The organism is Amycolatopsis sp. WAC 01416 (assembly GCF_003947485.1).
In the GTDB taxonomy this organism is placed as follows: Bacteria; Actinomycetota; Actinomycetes; order Mycobacteriales; family Pseudonocardiaceae; genus Amycolatopsis.
The window spans coordinates 923,612-939,220 of sequence record NZ_QHHX01000002.1 but is presented as its reverse complement, the minus strand read 5'-3'; the positions used below and the strand labels follow the sequence as shown (position 1 = coordinate 939,220).

The following is a 15,609-nucleotide window of genomic DNA, read 5'->3' as shown; positions in this document are numbered from 1 at the left end:
GATGCCTCCCCTTCCCGGATTGCGACGCCATTTCGGCGTACTGGCCGTCCTCGGAACGCTGACCGCCGCGGCGATCCTCGTCCAGGCGGACGGCCTCGCGACGCTGCTCACCGGCGGCGGTGTGACCTGGACGCTCGTGGCCGCCATCGCGGTACGGGCGCTGCTCGCGGGCGTACAGGGCTCCTTCGGCGGCCGGTTCGCGGCGACGGTCAAGGCCGGGCTGCGCAAACGGCTTCTCGGCGCGGAGGCGGAGAACCCCGGCGAGGTCGCGACACTGGTGACCAAGGGAATCGACGCGGGCGACGCCTACCTGACCGGCTATCTGCCGACGGTGGTGCTGTCGGCGATCGTGCCGGTCGCGGTGCTCGTCCGGCTGTTCGCCGCGGACCTTTCGTCGGCGCTGATCATCCTCGCGACGCTTCCGCTGATCCCGGTGTTCGCGATCTTGGTCGGACAGCACACGAAGGCGAAGACCGCCAAGCAGTGGTCGCTGCTTTCCAAGCTGGGCGGGCATTTCCTCGACGTCGTGCGCGGACTCGGCACGCTCAAGGTGTTCGGCCGCGCCGAGGCGCAGGCGAAGACGGTGCGGGCGATGGCGGACGCGCATACGGACGCGACGATGCGCACGCTGCGCGTCGCCTTCCTGTCCGCGCTGGTACTGGAACTGGTGGCGACGCTTTCGGTGGCGCTGGTCGCGGTGCCGATCGGTTTCCGGCTGCTGGAAGGCGGCATGGTCGTGCACACCGCGGTGCTGGTGCTGCTGCTCGCCCCGGAGGCCTACCTGCCGCTGCGGGCGGCCGGGGCGAAGTTCCACGCCAGCGCGGAAGGGCTCGCCACGCTGCGGGAGGCGCTGGCCGTCCGCACGGAGGACGTCACCGGTGGTTCGCGGGTGGCAGGCCGCGGTGCGCCGCGGATCGTGCTGGAGAAAGTGAGCGTCGCGTACGGCGACGAGACCGTACTGTCCGAAGTGGACATGACGATCGAGCCGGGTGAGCACGTCGCGCTCGTCGGGCCCAGTGGTTCCGGGAAGAGCACGCTGCTGGCGGTCTTGCTGGGTTTCGTCACGCCGACCTCCGGCAGGGTCCTCGTCGACGGCGTCGACCTGCGCGAACTGGATCCGGCGCGGTGGCGGACCGGGACGGCGTGGGTGCCGCAGCGGCCGACGTTGTTCACCGGGACCGTCGAGGAGAACATCGCCATGGGCCAGGTGCCGGACGTCCAGGCCGCGGCTCGTGCGGCGGCGTTCGACGAGGTCGTTCGTGGCCTGCCCGACGGCTACCGGACGCGGATCGGCGAGCTCGGCGCGCCGCTTTCGGCCGGGCAGCGGCAACGGCTCGGCCTCGCCAGGGCGCTGGCCCGCACGGAGGCCGGGCTCGCGCTGCTCGACGAACCGACCGCCAGGCTCGACGCGGAAACCGAGGCGGCCGTGCTCGGCGCGACCCGCGAACTGCTCACCGGCCGGACCGCGGTGCTCGTGGCCCACCGGCCCGCGATGGCCGCACTGGCCACCCGCGTCCTCGAAGTCCACGACGGCGCCGTAAGAGCAGTAGGCGGAGCTGAAGATCGAACACTGAGAGAACGGGAACTGGTGTGAACGTCTGGGGTGTGTCCACAAGGGACGCCGTGCGGCTGGTCCGTGCCGGGCTGATCGGCGCCGGAGCCGAACTGGCCGGGCTGGCGTTGATGGCGACCGCCGCGTGGTTGCTGCTGAAGGCGGCCGAACAACCGCCGCTGGCGTCGCTCACGGTCGCGATCGTGGCCGTCCGGACGCTGGCCCTGGCGCGTGGCGGATTGCGGTACGCGGAACGGCTCGCCGGACACGAGGTCGTCCTGCGTTATCTCGGCGCCCTGCGGACCCGCGTGTACACGTCGTTACTGCCGCACCGGGTCTCCCGGCATTCCGGTGGTGATCTCGTCACGCGGCTCGTGTCCGATGTGGACGCCGTGCAGGACGCCATCCTGCGGTGCCTGCTGCCCGCCGGGGTCGCCGCGTTCGTGGGCTCGGTGTCGACCGCGATCGCGCTGATCGTCAGCCCGGCGGCCGGGCTCGTCCTGGCGCTCGGGCTCGCCGTGGCGGGGATCGGGTTGCCGTGGCTGTGCGTGCGGATCACCCGCGCGGCCGCGGAGAAGAGCGCCCCGGCGCGCGCCGACCTCGCCGAACGATCGGTCGAGCTGATCACCGGGCGACGTGAGCTGATCGCCTACGGTGTGCATGAGTCCACTGTGGACGCCGCGCACACCGCTGTCGACTCCCTCGCTTCGAGGGACCGGGCGACTGCCAACCGCACGAGCCTGCTGACCGCGGCCGGGATCCTCGTCCAGCTGCTGACCTGCGTCACGATCGCGCTGACCGCCGGGGTTTCCCGGCCGCAGACGGCTGCCTTGGCCTTGGGCGCACTGGCCGTGTTCGAGCTGGTCCTCCCGTTGACCGCGGCCGCCCAGCGCTGGGTCGAGGTCCGCGCGTCGGCCGGGCGGGTGCGCGCACTGCTGACCGAACCGCCGCCCGCGCGCGGGAGCGCGGTGCCGGAACCGGGGCACCTGCGGCTCGAAGGGGTCGGCGTTCGTTTCGAGGGCAGGGCCCCCGCGCTGGACGGCGTCGACCTCGACCTGCCGCCGGGCAAACGGGTCGGCATCGTCGGGCCGAGCGGGGCGGGGAAGACGACGTTGCTGAACGTGCTGCTGGGTTCCGTGGCGCCGACGTCCGGACGTGCCGTTCTGAACGGAAGGGCGCTCGACGAGTACGACCCGGCACTGCTGCCCACGGTGGTCTCCGGCGCGCTCGCGGACGCGCACGTCTTCCACACGACGGTCCGGGAGAACCTGCTGCTCGCGAAGCCCGGCGCTGCTGATTCAGAGCTGCTCTCCGCATGCGCGACGGCTGGTTTCGATCTGCCGCTGGACCGCGAAGTCGGCTTCGACGGCGACACGCTGTCAGGTGGACAGCGTCAGCGGCTCGTGCTCGCGCGGGCGGTGCTGGCCGCGCCGCCGGTGCTCGTGCTGGACGAGCCCGTCGAAGGGCTGGACCCGGAGCACGGCGACGCCGTCCTGGCGGACGTGCTCGCGGCCGCACGCGGCACCGTCGTCCTGGTGACGCATCGTGAGTCGCAGGTGGCCGGGTTCGACGAAGTCGTGCGGCTGGGCTCGTGAGTGTTCTGGGTCGTTGTGGCCAAGGGTGTTTCAGGTACCAGCAGCATCACCAGCCACAACGGCGGCGCGAGCAAAGCCGCACGCCACGCGTAGGTGGTTCGTCCTAACGACCCGAAACACTCACGAGAGGCGGCGCACGTCGCGCATCGGCGGCCGGTCACTCACCGACACCTCGGCCACCTCCGGCAGCCATTCGTCACCTAGTTGCGCGAACTGGGTGAGCTGGGCCGGGTCGTCGGACTTGATGCCGCAGCGCGCGAGCGCCGTCCCGAGGATCTGGCGTGCCATCACACCCAGCTGAAGCAGCGAACGGTTGCGATGCTTGCGTACGCCGAGGTTGACCTGCGCGAGCCCTTCAAGGCCGTAGCGCGCTTCGGCGTCGAGAATGAGCCCGATCTCGACGCCGTACCCGGCCGCGAAGGGCACTGACTCGAGGAACTCCCGCGTCGCGGCGTACTCGCCACCCAAGGGCTGGATGAGTCCGGAGAGCGACGGGCGCAGCGCCGAAAGGACCGGTCTTGCCAGCAGTTCGGTGACCCGGCCGCCGCCGCTGCTCTCCAGCCGCAGCGGCCGCCGGTAGAACCCCTTGACCAGGTGGACGCCGTCCTCGCAGAGCAGCGGTCCGAGCAGCGTGGGCACGAACGCCGGATCCGGGTCGACGAGGTCGGAGTCGAGGAACACGACGACGTCACCGGTCGTCGCGGCCAGCGACCGCCACAGCACCTCGCCCTTGCCCGGCACCGGCGGCAGGTCGGGGAGCACGTCCTCGCGGTGCACCACCCGCGCGCCTGCGCGTGCGGCGAGCTCGGCGGTGGCGTCGGTGGACCCGGAGTCCATCACCACCAGCTCGTCGACGATAGTGCCCAGCATGGGCCGGACCGTGCCGACGACCTCGGCGACGGTGTCCTCTTCGTCGAGCGCCGGTAGCACGACCGAAACCGTCCGGTCACCCTTCGCAGCGACGATGTCGTCGAGCGTCCAATCGGGGTTCTGCCAGGTGCGCCGCTCGAACCAACTCATGAGTAGTGATCGTGCCATGCTGGAGTCCGACACCCTGTCGATGGAGGAACCCTTGCTACCGCTACTCGTCCGATTCGTGCTGGGCCCGCTGGTCAGGGCGCTGTACCGCCCCGAGATCCGCGGCGTGGAGAACATTCCCGCCACCGGGCCGGTGCTGCTGGCACCCAACCACCGCGCGGCCCTGGACACCGGCGTGATCACTTTCACGGCGATGCGGCAGGTCAAGTTCCTCGGCAAGGCGGAGTACTTCACCGGCCGCGGGCTCAGGGGCAAACTGATGGCCGGTTTCCTGGGCGGCCTCGGCTACGTCCCGGTCGAACGCGGCAACGCGCAGGCCGGTCTCGCCGCGCTGGAAGCGGCGCGGAAGGTGCTCGACGCGGGCGGCGCTTTCGCGATCTACCCCGAGGGCACCCGCTCCCTGGACGGACGGCTGCACCGCGGCCACACCGGCGTCGCCGCACTGGCGCTGGCGACCGGCGCGAAGGTCGTGCCCGTCGCCCTTTCCGGCACCGAAGACCTGCAACCCGCCGGAAAGCGCATCCCGCGGCGGGCGAAGATCACCGTCACCTACGGCGCGCCCCTGGACTTCTCGCGCTACGAGGGGCAGGACTCGTCGCCGGCGATCCGGCGCTCGGTGACCGACGAGATCATGTACACGATCCTGGAGCTGTCGGGGCAGGAGTACGTCGACTCGTACCACAAACGGCCTGATCAGAGCGCTGCCTGACGGTCGGCCGGGGTGGGGCGATAGCAAAGGTCCCTTGCTTCCCCGCTGTTCGGGCTCCCTGCATCGCCGCTTGCGCGCCGCTGCCTCGCCGCTGCAATGAAAGGCTCCTTCCTTGCAAAATTGGCAAGGAAGGAGCCTTTCATTGCACGCGCGAGTGGGACTTCAGGGACTAAAGGAGCGTTTCGGGCACGACTGGTCTGGGTGACGTGCCGTGAAGGCCTCCTTCACGGACTCTGGGTCCCTCAAGAGGTCCTTCACGGACTTGGCCGGTCACCTCACGAACCCCAGCTGCACCAGTGAACCCACACGTCACAAGCAGCACGCGTGAAGGCGCCCTTCGCGCCAGCCCAAGTACATGAAGGCCCCCTTCACAACGCTAGGCGCAATGAAGGGGGCCTTCATGTACCGAAGCAGCGCCAGAAAGCGTCGGTCGCGGTGGTCGTGAGTGGAGATTCGGCTTAGAGCTGACCCTGTTTAAGTTACCTACTCGTGACCTGGTGATTCTCGCGCTGCGGGGGCGGGCGAAGGTTTGCGCATGCCGCGCCTTGCTCGCCCCCGTGCGCGCGGACCTTGCAGACCACTTAGCTCGGCCGTGTGTCGGCTACGGCCGGGAGCTGCGGCGTGGGTCGACGTCTCGGCCCTGACTAGTTGTCGGGTCGCAGGGGTTGAAGCGATTCACCTGGCTTGTCGTCGCCATTGGCGATGACGAGGACTCGGAACGTGTAGCCGAGTACTCGCGCATACATTTGAAGTTCAGTGATGTTGCTTGCGTAGGCCGGGCTGTTCTCCCAGCGCCAGACAGTTGACGGATGCACGTTCAGCTTGTTTCCCACGTCGAGCAGGGACCAGCCCCGAGACTTGCGAATCCGGCCAAGTTGAGATTGAACCCGGATCACTTCGTGCATGGCTTCCGCATCGTCGTTCGCATCGTCCACACCGGCCACCACGTCGCACACCCTCATGTTCTGTTCCTGTTCTGTTTTGCCGTGGGTTACCGGCGATAGGTCAAGAGGGATGGCCTACTGCCCAGAGTCATGACCCGACCTCGGCAGTCTTGTGCTTGTCACCGTCGATCGCTGCCAAGACCAGAAGCAGCGGCAGCCGACTGAACATTGGCCAGCTATCCAGCGAATACACTTCGAACGCTTGTCGCGCATGGACCGAGAATGTAGGCGCAAGGCACGATTAGAAATCTTTGTCATCTTCGGGCCAATCATTAGTGCAAAGAGTCAATCTCTTGTTGCATTCGTGCGCGAATGCAAGTGCATTTAAGGCCAAGCTGATGGCGAATTCCCTGGCTGCTTGCGCTTCATGTCGCCGCACTCCCGCCGTGAAAGTAACTTGAGTCAGGCCATCCGACAGCATCAGTCCTGGTAACGCCCGCCGGTAACGCGGGAGGCACTGTGACCACGTCAGGCCGTCCACCGCGACCTCAAAACGGTCACCCGGAGGCTCGTGACTTGCTGCTTGACCCCCGAGTGCTTCAGCATTGCTCACGGCGCCGTCCCGCTTCCCACTCGCGAAGCATCCGGGCAGCGTCCGCCCAATCCTCAGGGGTCATGTCCGCGATCATCGTGGCGTGCTTGCGGTTCGCTATGTCTATCTCGCCACCTAGCCGATGGCCACGATTGTCGAACATGAAGCACAGCGGCCCATCGGTCGCAGAACTCGCCTGAGTCATCCTGTCCGCCCTCCTAAAGGGTTATCGGTCGAGCCGTACTTGCGTCTACGAAACAGCAGGTCAGCTCGACAAGACACCCCGTAGTACCGTGATCTTGTGGGACACTATGTCCCTGTTCAACCGGTACGTCTTGCAAGAGTGGACGTGGTACTACGGTCCATGCCCACAGGCGAGAGGAGACAGCCATCATGCCATCGGCTCTGCGAAGTCTGCGACAAGAGCAGCGAGAAGTGGTCGCCGCTCAACGTGCCGACCACAAAACATGGGTCGAAATCGCTGCCATATTTTGTAGCCGCTATGGCGTTAACCTTCGGGCCGCGATGCGCATGGTTCACGATTGGAGTCAACGCGATGCGGCCGATCAATGGAACGCCCGCTGGCCAGCAGACCCAAAGACTTTCAAGAATTTTTCATATTGGGAGCTGTGGCCTGGCTCAACCGGTCATGCGCCATCCCTTGATGTTCTAGGACGCCTCGCGGAACTTTATGAATGCAGCATATCCGACCTGCTCGACGATTGTGCCAACTTCCGCTCAAATGACTCAGCTTACAAAAGCAATGCAAATGGACTGGTTCGCATTCCAGGGGTTCCAAAGAAAGATGATCCATCGCTCGACAACGATGAAGCACAAGACCTCGGAGAGCTAATATCAACCTTGGAGCTGACTGATGTGAATGAATTGGCGCGCCTTGCTGCTGAATGGTCCAACTCGCTCGGAGAATCATCCAATCGGCGGGCATTATTACTGAAGTTGAGCGCCGGTCTGTCCCTTGCGGCCGCGTCGCCCGCCCTGGCGGACGACGTAAAACCGGCTGATTCTTCACTGGAATTATCTTCGCAAAGGGAAGGGATGACGGGCATTTGGCGTAGCCGGTATACATATCCCAGTAGTGGCCGTGGCAAGGATTTCGTGGGCGAACACTTTATTGTTATCCGTCAGCAGGGAAACAAACTAGTAGGCCAGAGTCTTCCGCATTCCACTGGTTCTAGTCTTCGAATTGAACTTGTAGTTGACGACTCCGTGGCGACCGGAAGCTGGCGAGAAACTACATCACCGCATGGCTACTACAAAGGAGCAACTTATCATGGCACCTTACAACTATTTGTCGACCCGAGTGCGCAACGCATGAACGGCATGTGGCTTGGATTCGGCCGGGAGTTTGTCATTAATAGCGGTCAGTGGTCGCTCAACCTGGAAAGCTCTTCTGTTGGGAAGAACGCTCAGCGGGAATATCACAACAGGAAGTAGCATTATGGCAATTAGGATATCAGGGCCACTATCGACGTTCCGGCTTTGAAGTGGTTACGGTCGATTAGGTCCATCAGTCCGTACATCATCTTTGCCTCGTAAACCCAGTCTAATTTAAGACCAAAACGCGACTCGAAGTCGGCAATGAAAAGCCTTAGCGTCTGATCTACTTTGGCGTACCCGCCAAAGTGGTATCCCAGCTCGATTGACCAGTCGTCGCTAGCGCACCCGAATGCCCGCTCTTGAAGTTCGCGAACGTTGTCTACCAGGAATCCCGCACCCTTAAGTACTGCAAACCCCTTGGCTTGCTGGTCTCCGCGCAATGCGCTAGCGATGCCCGCCAGAGTGCCGCCCGTGCCACATGCGCAGCAAATAACGTCGAAATCGACCGCAATTTCTTCAATCAACTCGGCGCAACCAGGTAGGGCGAGAGCATTACTTCCGCCTTCTGGTATCAGATAGAATCGCCCAAACTTGGCATTCAGGCTCCCAACTACGTCCGATTCATCTTTGTGCCTATAGGTCTCGCGGTCCATGTAGGTCAGCGCCATTCCGCAATCGACGGCGTACTCTAGCGAGGAATTGAGCGGCTTGCACTCCTCGCCCCTTATGACACCAATGGTGCTAAATCCAAAGTGTTTGCCCGCCGCCGCCACGGCTCGAACATGATTCGAGTAGGCGCCGCCGAAGGTCAAAAGTTTAGAGTGGCCATCCTTCGTTGCCGCATCCAGATTATATTTCAACTTGCGCCATTTGTTGCCCGGAAACTCCGCGTGAATAAGGTCGTCGCGCTTGAAGTAAAGGCGAACGCCTTTAGCGTCCAAGTGGCCGTCGTGGACCTCAATAAGGGGCGACGGTAGCCGCAAGTTCAAGCCGGTCATAAAGCACATGCTATGGGATTCTTGCCGCCATGCCACGGTGGAGATGACCTGACGACCCGCCCGTGAGCCGGACGCACACCCCAGCGACGGTAGTAACGCACAGTGACAAGAATCATCGTCATGATCACTCGAATGATCTATTGCGGATCAGATTTGATCATGGGAATACTGGAGGGTCCTAGGTTGCGTCGGCGAGTTGCCCGCGAGAGGACTGGGAGGAGCGTATCAGGGTGACCGGGCTAGCGCGACCGGGCGTCACTTTGGTTGATCGGCTGGAATAGCTCCGGAGTAGAGATCCCAGTGGCGCGCAGCGTTCCGATCGTGTCCAGTGCACGCGGCGCCCGCGTGGTGTGGGTGTCAGTTTCTTGGGCCTAGGGTTCATGAACCGGAGATGTGAGCCGGACCCCTTGTTTGCTCGTTCCCTCGAATAGTGCCCGTGGCCGGATGATCCCCGCGCTGCTGAACATGTCCCGCCGAACGGTGTTCTGCTGACCGATGTCCACGTCTGATGTGCGTGTGTTCCGGTCATCTGCCGTGGTCGGCTAATTCCCTTTTGTGCCAAGCGAAACAGCTATCCCGCTGTTGTCGGCTTGCCGTACCCCGCGCACTGCCGTGCGCGGCGTTCGGCGTCGACACGGACGGGGTTGCGTCGTGGCGCCGCCGCTGTTCTGCGCGGCTGCTCGTGACGCCCTAAGAGGAGTTGATTCAGCATGTTCAAGACTGTTCAGCAGTGGGACGCATTCGCGTTGGCGGACCCGTGTTCGGGGTCGGCGCTGGCGCGGTTGGTGTGTGATCCCTCGGCCGAGTTCAACGCGTTCATGGCGTGGGTGTCCTACACCCTGTGGGCCTGGGTCACGGTGTGGTGGCCGCTGCTCGTCGTGGCCGCCGTGCTGGCGTTGACGGTGGGTGCGGTGCTGGCGCGGGTGGTGCGGTTGCGCCACGACCGGGAGATGGCGGGAGCGCGGTTTTTCGAGATCACGCCGCCGCATCGTCTGCCCGCTGACGGGGCGGTGCCGTTGTGGCGGCTGCTCGCCTCGACGCTGGCCGGAGTGTCGACGCGGGCGCGGGTCGCGATGGTGTTGTGGGCCGATGATCCGGACGGCCGTGTTCGTGCGGGGTTGTGGGTTCCGGGTGGTGGCCCGGAACGGTCGGTGGCGCGGGCGGTCGAGCACGCGTGGCCCGGTTGCGGGCTGACCCGGACCGAGCCGCCCCGGTTGCCTGCGGGCGCGGTTGGCGCGACGGAACTGGTACCGCGTGAGGGACCGTGGGCGCCGCTGGTCGATCACCTGCACCGCCCGGAACGCGGCGTGGTGGCGGTCGAGGACGAACCGTTGCGCGCCGTGCTGGAAGGGATTTCCGACCACGCGGTGGCGGGTCGTTTCGCGTCGGTTCAGGTGGTGATTTCCCCTTCCCGCAGAAGTCGCCGGCGTGGCCGCGGGACGGGTCGCCGGCGGGGTCTGGCCGGGCTCGTTGGTGCGTTCCTGCTCGCGATCGTGCGCGGTGTCATCGACGCCGTGATGCTGTTGGTGTCGTCGTCTTCGGCGCGCGAGTCACGGCGGGACGCGCGGCCGTCGGGACGCCGCGAGGATCCGGTGACGGTGGCGCGTCGGCGGGCGCGGGAGGCGAAGCAGAAAGCGGGGCCGCACCTTCGTGCGACGGTCCGGTTGGTCGTCGCGGGCGCGAGCACGCCGCGCACGATGCGGCGTGCGTCGGGTGGGCTGGCCGATGTTTTGGCGGCGCTGGCGACTGACGAACACGACACCGCGCGGCTTCGGGTGTGGCGTGCGGCGGGCAAGGTGGCGCGGTACGCGCACGGGCGCGGTTTCGTCGCGAGCGTGCGTGAGCTGGCGTCGGTGTGGCACCTGCCGCATCAGCCCGGTAGCCATGGCTTGCCCCACCCGGAGGCGCCGTTGCGGAAGGCCGATCGGGCCTTGCCCCGGCTCGACGGTGACCGCTACCGCCGTCCCGGGCGGGGCGGGTTCGACGGGTTCGGCGGTGGTCGCAATGCGGCCTGACATGAACCTCCACGGTGATGGCGGGAACGGTCGGCGCGGGCTCATCGTGTCGCCGTGGGACGACCCGCGCCGCCAGTCACCGAAGCTGCTCGGCGCGACCACGACCGGGGTGTCCGAACTGGTCGGGGTGAGCGTCGCGGATGCCCGGCATCACCTTCACGTGCAAGGCGTGACCGGGGTGGGCAAGTCCACCTGGCTCGCCCATCACGTCCTCGGTGAAGCCGACGCGGGACGCGGTGTGGTGCTGCTCGATCCGCAAGGCGACCTCGCCGCGAACGTGATCGACCGGCTGCCCGCCGACTGCGGGGATCGGCTGGTGATCCTTGACCCGGACGAACGTGACGCCCCCGCCGCGTTCAACGTCCTCGACGCCACCGACCCGGCACAACGGGAACTCGTGGCGGACGGGGTGGTGTCGGTGTTCCGGCGTCTCTACGCCGCGTCGTGGGGACCGCGCATGGACGACCTGATGCGCGCCGCGTGCCTGACGCTGATCCGGCGTGAGGGTTCGACGCTGGCCGATATCCCGCCGCTGCTGCATCACGCGCCGTTCCGGCGTGCGGTGCTGGCGGAGGTCGGGGAACCGGACGGGCTGGAAGGATTCTGGGCCGCGTTCGATGAGGCCACCCCGGCACAACGTGCCCAGTTGTGCGCACCCGTCGTGTCCCGTCTGCGCGGGGTGCTGACCCGGCGGTTCGCCCGCACCCTGCTCGGCGCTCCTCGGTCGAGTTTCACGCTTGCCGATGTGCTGGACGGCGGCATCCTGATCGCCCGCCTGCCGAAAGGGAACATCGGTGAGGACGCGTCGCGGTTGGTGGGGTCGCTGCTGATCGCCGGACTGTGGCAGGAGATCACCCGCCGCGCCGTCCGGCCGCCCGAACGGCGGCCGGACGCGACGGTCGTGGTGGACGAGTGTCACAACTTCCTGCACCTCCCGATCGGCGTCGAAGACGCGCTCGCGGAGGCACGGGGATACCGGGTGTCGCTGGTGCTGGCACACCAGCACCAGGCACAGCTACAGCCGGATGTGCGGGAAGGGATCGACGCCAACGCCCGCACCAAGGTGTACTTCACCGTGTCGCCGGACGACGCCCGCCGCCTGGTGCGGCACGTCGCCCCCGATATCGACGAACACGGCCTACGGCGGCGCCCCGCGTTCCAGATCGTGGCCCGCGCCGTGGCAGGCGGACGGGACACCCCGGCGTGCACCTTGGACACCCTGCCGATGCCGCCCGCCCCGCCCGGCCGTGGCGCGATGGTGCGGCGGGCGGCGCGGGCACGGACCGGGCTCTCACACAGGGAGCGGGACGGCAGCGCTTCGGCCCGCAGGCTCGACACGACGCCCGCCGCCAGCGGCGCGGCGCAAGCGTTGCGGCAGCACTGGAACACCAGTGAGGGCAGCGCTTTCGGCGATGGCAACTCAGTGGGCAGCTCTATGGACAACTCGGTGGGCAACTCAAGGGGCAACTTATGAGTGGCCCACCGAGTTGCCGCCTGAGGCGCCCTGAAACCCCTGCGTACGGCCACCGTGGAGGAACCATGCCCGCATCCCGACTTCCTAGGAACAGCAACACCCACCCCCTCAAAGTGGAAATAGAACCGGTCAGTACCGGTGACGCTCTCGCCCGCTCACGCGGGCTCACCGACCGGGACCTGTCCCTGTTCGGCCACCTCGATCAGCACCGGGTGCTGACCGCGCTCCAGATCACGCGGCTGCTGTTCGGGTCACCGCACCACGCCCGTCACCGGCTGGCCGCGCTGTATCACCGTGGCGTGCTCGCGCGGTTCCGGCGCGAGGTCTGGCCCGGCTCCCAGTCGTGGCGTTACACCCTCGGCCACGTCGGCGCGGCAGTGCACGCCGCCGCGACCGACACGCCACTACCGAAACCGTCGGCGGTCACGGAAAAGGTGCTCCGGCTGGCGCACTCGCCACACACCGAACACCTGCTCGGCGTGAACGAGTTCTTCACCATTCTCGCCGGACACGCCCGCACCAACCCCGGCTGTGTCTTGCGGAAGTGGACGTCCGAAGCCGTCACCGCCGACGCGTGCGGCGGCATCGTTCGCCCGGACGGCTACGGCGAGTACAGCGACCCGCACGGAACCATCGGGTTCTTCTACGAACACGACACCGGAACCGAAACCCTCGACACCCTCACCGACAAGATCACCAAGTACGCCGAACTTGCCCGTTCCGGAATCCGTCGCCCGGTCCTGTTCGGACTTCCCAGCACTGCCCGCGAACGCAACCTTCACGACGCGTGGGCGCGCCGCTGGCCGACTGGGCCACCCGCCACCGTGGCCACCACCGCAACCGGCGATACGGCGGTCGCGACGGACCCGGTATGGCTGCCCGCAGGACACCGGCAACGCTGCACCCTGACTCAACTCGCGACGCCCGCACGCCGCCACTCACCGCGCCGGGAGGCGGCATGAACCAGCACACCCACAATCACGAAAGCACGGGCGGGTTGTCAGTGGCGCGGCTGGCCGCGATGGCCGACGCGCTGACCGTTCCGGACGGCGGGTTCACCGTCGATCCCGCGACCGGTGACGCCGCCCGCAACGGCTACGCCGTCGCCGTGCACCCCGAGTGCGAACACATCTGCGACGGCCGTGTCACGGCCGATGATCTCGCCGACTACCTCACCCGCACCCGGCATGCCCTCGCGTTGCCGGGGCGGGTGTTCGGCGGATGGTGCGACCCCGGCGACCGGCGGGTGTACCTCGACGTGTCCGCCGTCGTAGCCACACTTCCCGCCGCGCTGGAACTCGGCCGCGACAACGGGCAACGCGCCGTGTTCGACCTCGACGCCGCCACGTCGATACCCGTACCTCCCGCACCGTTGCCCGTCACAGGAAAGGAGACACCAGCCGACCCCACGCCGCCGATACCCGCACCACGCGCCGAGAGGACACCGCCGCCATGCCCGCCCGGCAACCACGCCCGCACCGCCACCTCAAAGCCGTCCCGGCCGACGCCCGAAGGAAGGAAACGTACGCCGAAGAACAAGCCCGGCTCGACGCCGAAGCAGTCGACCGGTGGGCCGCGAAAGTCGCCGACCTCCCGCCGCTCACCGAAGAACGGATCACCTCACTCGCGGTGATCCTTAACCGCATCGACAAACGCCGCCACGCCGCCAACGCTGAGAGGAACGACGAAGACCGACGCGCGGCCTGACACACCAACGACCCGAGGACACACCCGCCCCCGTTTCCGGGGTGGTGTGGCCTCGGGTCGTTGCTCTATCAGGCCGCGTGCTGGCCGCGCGTCCGGCGCTTGGGCTTGCGCGGGTCGATCCGCACCCGCTTCGGGTCGAACTGCCGTTTCCCGTTCTTGGCGGCAGGGTCCAAATAGAGGGTGTCGCCGCTGAGTGCGTCGGTGAGCATCGCGCGGCGTTCATCGAACTCGGCCGCGTCCCACTGCGCCGCCGCGTCCTCACTGCTCATCGCCTCGGTAGGACCGTCCGGGTTCCCACCGGTCAAGTCGTCCCGCTCCGCTTCCAACCGCGCGTGTGTGGCCATCAGCGGTTCATTGGCCGCATCGTAAGCGTCCTCGGTCATCTTCCCCGCCCCGAGCTTCGCCGCGATCGACTTCAACAAGCGCTCGCACTCACCGAGTTCCGTGTGGATCTCGGCCAACCGTTCCGAGACACGCGCACGCGCGGCCCGGATCGCCGCCGCGTGCTTAGCGTCCGACAAACGCGAAATCACCAGCCCGCGCAACTCACGATCCACCCGCCGCATATCGGCGCCGACCTTGCCGCACCCGCCCGAACTCTTCGAGCACCCGTACTGCCGCCGCCGCTCACCATCCGGGTAGTTCCCCGAATGCGGGCGCCCGCTCACACCCCGCCCACATAACGGGCACCGCAAGATCCCCGACCCCACGTAGACCCCGCTCGGATGCTGGCCCTGCGTCCGCCCCGCACACAACGCGCGCAGCTTCGTGAACGTCTCCGGTTTCACGATCGGCTCACCCGGCATCGTGCCCACCACCACGCCGTCATGCTCGATCAGACCAGCATTGATCGGCCTGAGCAGCACCTCCCCGACCTGACGCGGCAGCCACGTCTTACCCGTGATCGTCAGCAGCCCCGCCGCGTTCCACTCATCCGCGATCGTGGATTGGAACACCCCCGCCAACACGGCATCGGTGGCGTCGCTCAACGCCCTGCGTTCGCGTTCCACCAGCTCCGCCGGAACCGGCTTGCGGGTGTCCTTCCCGTCCGCGTCCAACCACTTCTCACGCGGCACGGTCCGGTCCAGACCCCCGAACCCGAACCGGCGCCCCTGGTGATGCGGGATACCGCGCTTGCGCAGCACCTCGAACCGGCGGGAGATCCGCTGAGACGCCTCATCGGAGTTGCGCTGATTGTGCGCGACCTCCTGCCGTAACTGGTACCGGTCGTTGTAGTCGGTGAGGTCATAGCGGCCGTGTGAGGACGCCACCGTGTACGAGTCATAGCCCGTGCTCTCGATCAGCTTGAACAGGTCCTCAAGATCCTGTGACTGCCGCCAACCACGGTCGGTGTTCCACAACACCACCCCATCCGACGCCCGCGCCGCGACCCGTTTCATGATCCGTTCCCAGCCCGGACGGCGCACCTTCGGGTTCCACGCGGACAGCTTCGGGTCCGAGATCTCCTCACCCAGCACGCCGCCCAACCGGTCGATCACATCCCGGTTGTCGGCGTGCTGGGTCTCGCACTTCTCCAGCTTCCCCGCCTGATTCCGCGACAGGCGCGCATACGAGTCCAACACCGGCTGACGCCCGCCCTGACCTGCACTAACCTGATGACTGAATCCCATGTCATCCACAGTAGGTACATAAGACAGGTTCAGCTAGAACCCGAAACGCCACTCACGACCCGCCAGACCCAAGACC

General features: G+C 66.6%; 12 protein-coding genes. 8 read left to right on the top strand and 4 right to left on the bottom strand.

What is annotated here, in order from left to right:
• The first annotated feature begins 1 nt into the window (after position 1).
• On the top strand, positions 2–1,594 hold the full coding sequence (gene cydD, locus DL990_RS08910) for a thiol reductant ABC exporter subunit CydD (RefSeq protein ID WP_125798354.1): 1,593 nt from the start codon (positions 2–4) through the stop codon (positions 1,592–1,594).
• The gene (gene cydC, locus DL990_RS08905) at positions 1,591–3,147 is read left to right on the top strand and encodes a thiol reductant ABC exporter subunit CydC (protein ID WP_125798353.1); all 1,557 of its coding nucleotides are present in this window, start codon (positions 1,591–1,593) and stop codon (positions 3,145–3,147) included. Before cydD ends, cydC begins: the two co-directional genes overlap by 4 nt.
• Positions 3,148–3,267: 120 nt before the next feature.
• On the opposite strand, the gene DL990_RS08900 is transcribed toward cydC, so the two are convergent.
• The gene (locus DL990_RS08900; protein ID WP_125780857.1) at positions 3,268–4,167 is read right to left on the bottom strand and encodes a glucosyl-3-phosphoglycerate synthase; all 900 of its coding nucleotides are present in this window, start codon (positions 4,165–4,167) and stop codon (positions 3,268–3,270) included.
• Between the two features lie 52 nt (positions 4,168–4,219).
• Here DL990_RS08900 and DL990_RS08895 point away from each other — a divergent pair, with 52 nt between their 5' ends.
• Entirely contained in the window at positions 4,220–4,894 is a 675-nt protein-coding gene (locus tag DL990_RS08895; RefSeq protein ID WP_125781176.1) for a 1-acyl-sn-glycerol-3-phosphate acyltransferase, read from the top strand.
• 644 nt (positions 4,895–5,538) lie between these two features.
• Here DL990_RS08895 and DL990_RS08890 read toward each other — a convergent pair.
• Positions 5,539–5,841 (bottom strand): helix-turn-helix domain-containing protein, encoded by a 303-nt coding sequence (locus DL990_RS08890; RefSeq protein WP_158632599.1) that lies wholly within the window; start codon positions 5,839–5,841, stop codon positions 5,539–5,541.
• Between the two features lie 922 nt (positions 5,842–6,763).
• Here DL990_RS08890 and DL990_RS08885 point away from each other — a divergent pair.
• Positions 6,764–7,825 carry a hypothetical protein gene (locus tag DL990_RS08885; protein ID WP_125798351.1) on the top strand — a complete coding sequence of 354 codons (1,062 nt, stop codon included), beginning with the start codon at positions 6,764–6,766 and terminating at the stop codon, positions 7,823–7,825.
• A gap of 11 nt (positions 7,826–7,836) precedes the next feature.
• Here DL990_RS08885 and DL990_RS08880 read toward each other — a convergent pair whose 3' ends face one another.
• On the bottom strand, positions 7,837–8,706 hold the full coding sequence (locus DL990_RS08880; RefSeq protein ID WP_125798350.1) for a 1-aminocyclopropane-1-carboxylate deaminase/D-cysteine desulfhydrase: 870 nt from the start codon (positions 8,704–8,706) through the stop codon (positions 7,837–7,839).
• A gap of 710 nt (positions 8,707–9,416) precedes the next feature.
• On the opposite strand from DL990_RS08880, the gene DL990_RS41230 reads away from it, so the two are divergent.
• The 4 genes from DL990_RS41230 (at position 9,417) to DL990_RS08865 (ending at position 13,828) form a co-directional block, all read left to right on the top strand.
• Positions 9,417–10,721: a hypothetical protein gene (locus DL990_RS41230; protein ID WP_158632598.1), complete on the top strand. Its 1,305-nt coding sequence runs from the start codon at positions 9,417–9,419 to the stop codon at positions 10,719–10,721.
• Positions 10,711–12,195, top strand: a complete 1,485-nt coding sequence (locus DL990_RS08875) for a type IV secretory system conjugative DNA transfer family protein (protein ID WP_158632597.1) — start codon at positions 10,711–10,713, stop codon at positions 12,193–12,195. The genes DL990_RS41230 and DL990_RS08875 overlap by 11 nt, the downstream gene beginning before the upstream one ends.
• Positions 12,196–12,308: 113 nt before the next feature.
• Positions 12,309–13,157 carry a replication-relaxation family protein gene (locus tag DL990_RS08870; RefSeq protein WP_158632596.1) on the top strand — a complete coding sequence of 283 codons (849 nt, stop codon included), beginning with the start codon at positions 12,309–12,311 and terminating at the stop codon, positions 13,155–13,157.
• Positions 13,154–13,828, top strand: coding sequence for a hypothetical protein (locus DL990_RS08865; RefSeq protein WP_125798347.1), 675 nt, complete (start codon positions 13,154–13,156; stop codon positions 13,826–13,828). Before DL990_RS08870 ends, DL990_RS08865 begins: the two co-directional genes overlap by 4 nt.
• Positions 13,829–13,970: 142 nt before the next feature.
• Here the strand turns inward: DL990_RS08865 and DL990_RS08860 are convergent, their stop codons facing one another.
• Positions 13,971–15,485 carry a recombinase family protein gene (locus tag DL990_RS08860; RefSeq protein WP_233620424.1) on the bottom strand — a complete coding sequence of 505 codons (1,515 nt, stop codon included), beginning with the start codon at positions 15,483–15,485 and terminating at the stop codon, positions 13,971–13,973.
• Positions 15,486–15,609 lie beyond the last annotated feature (124 nt).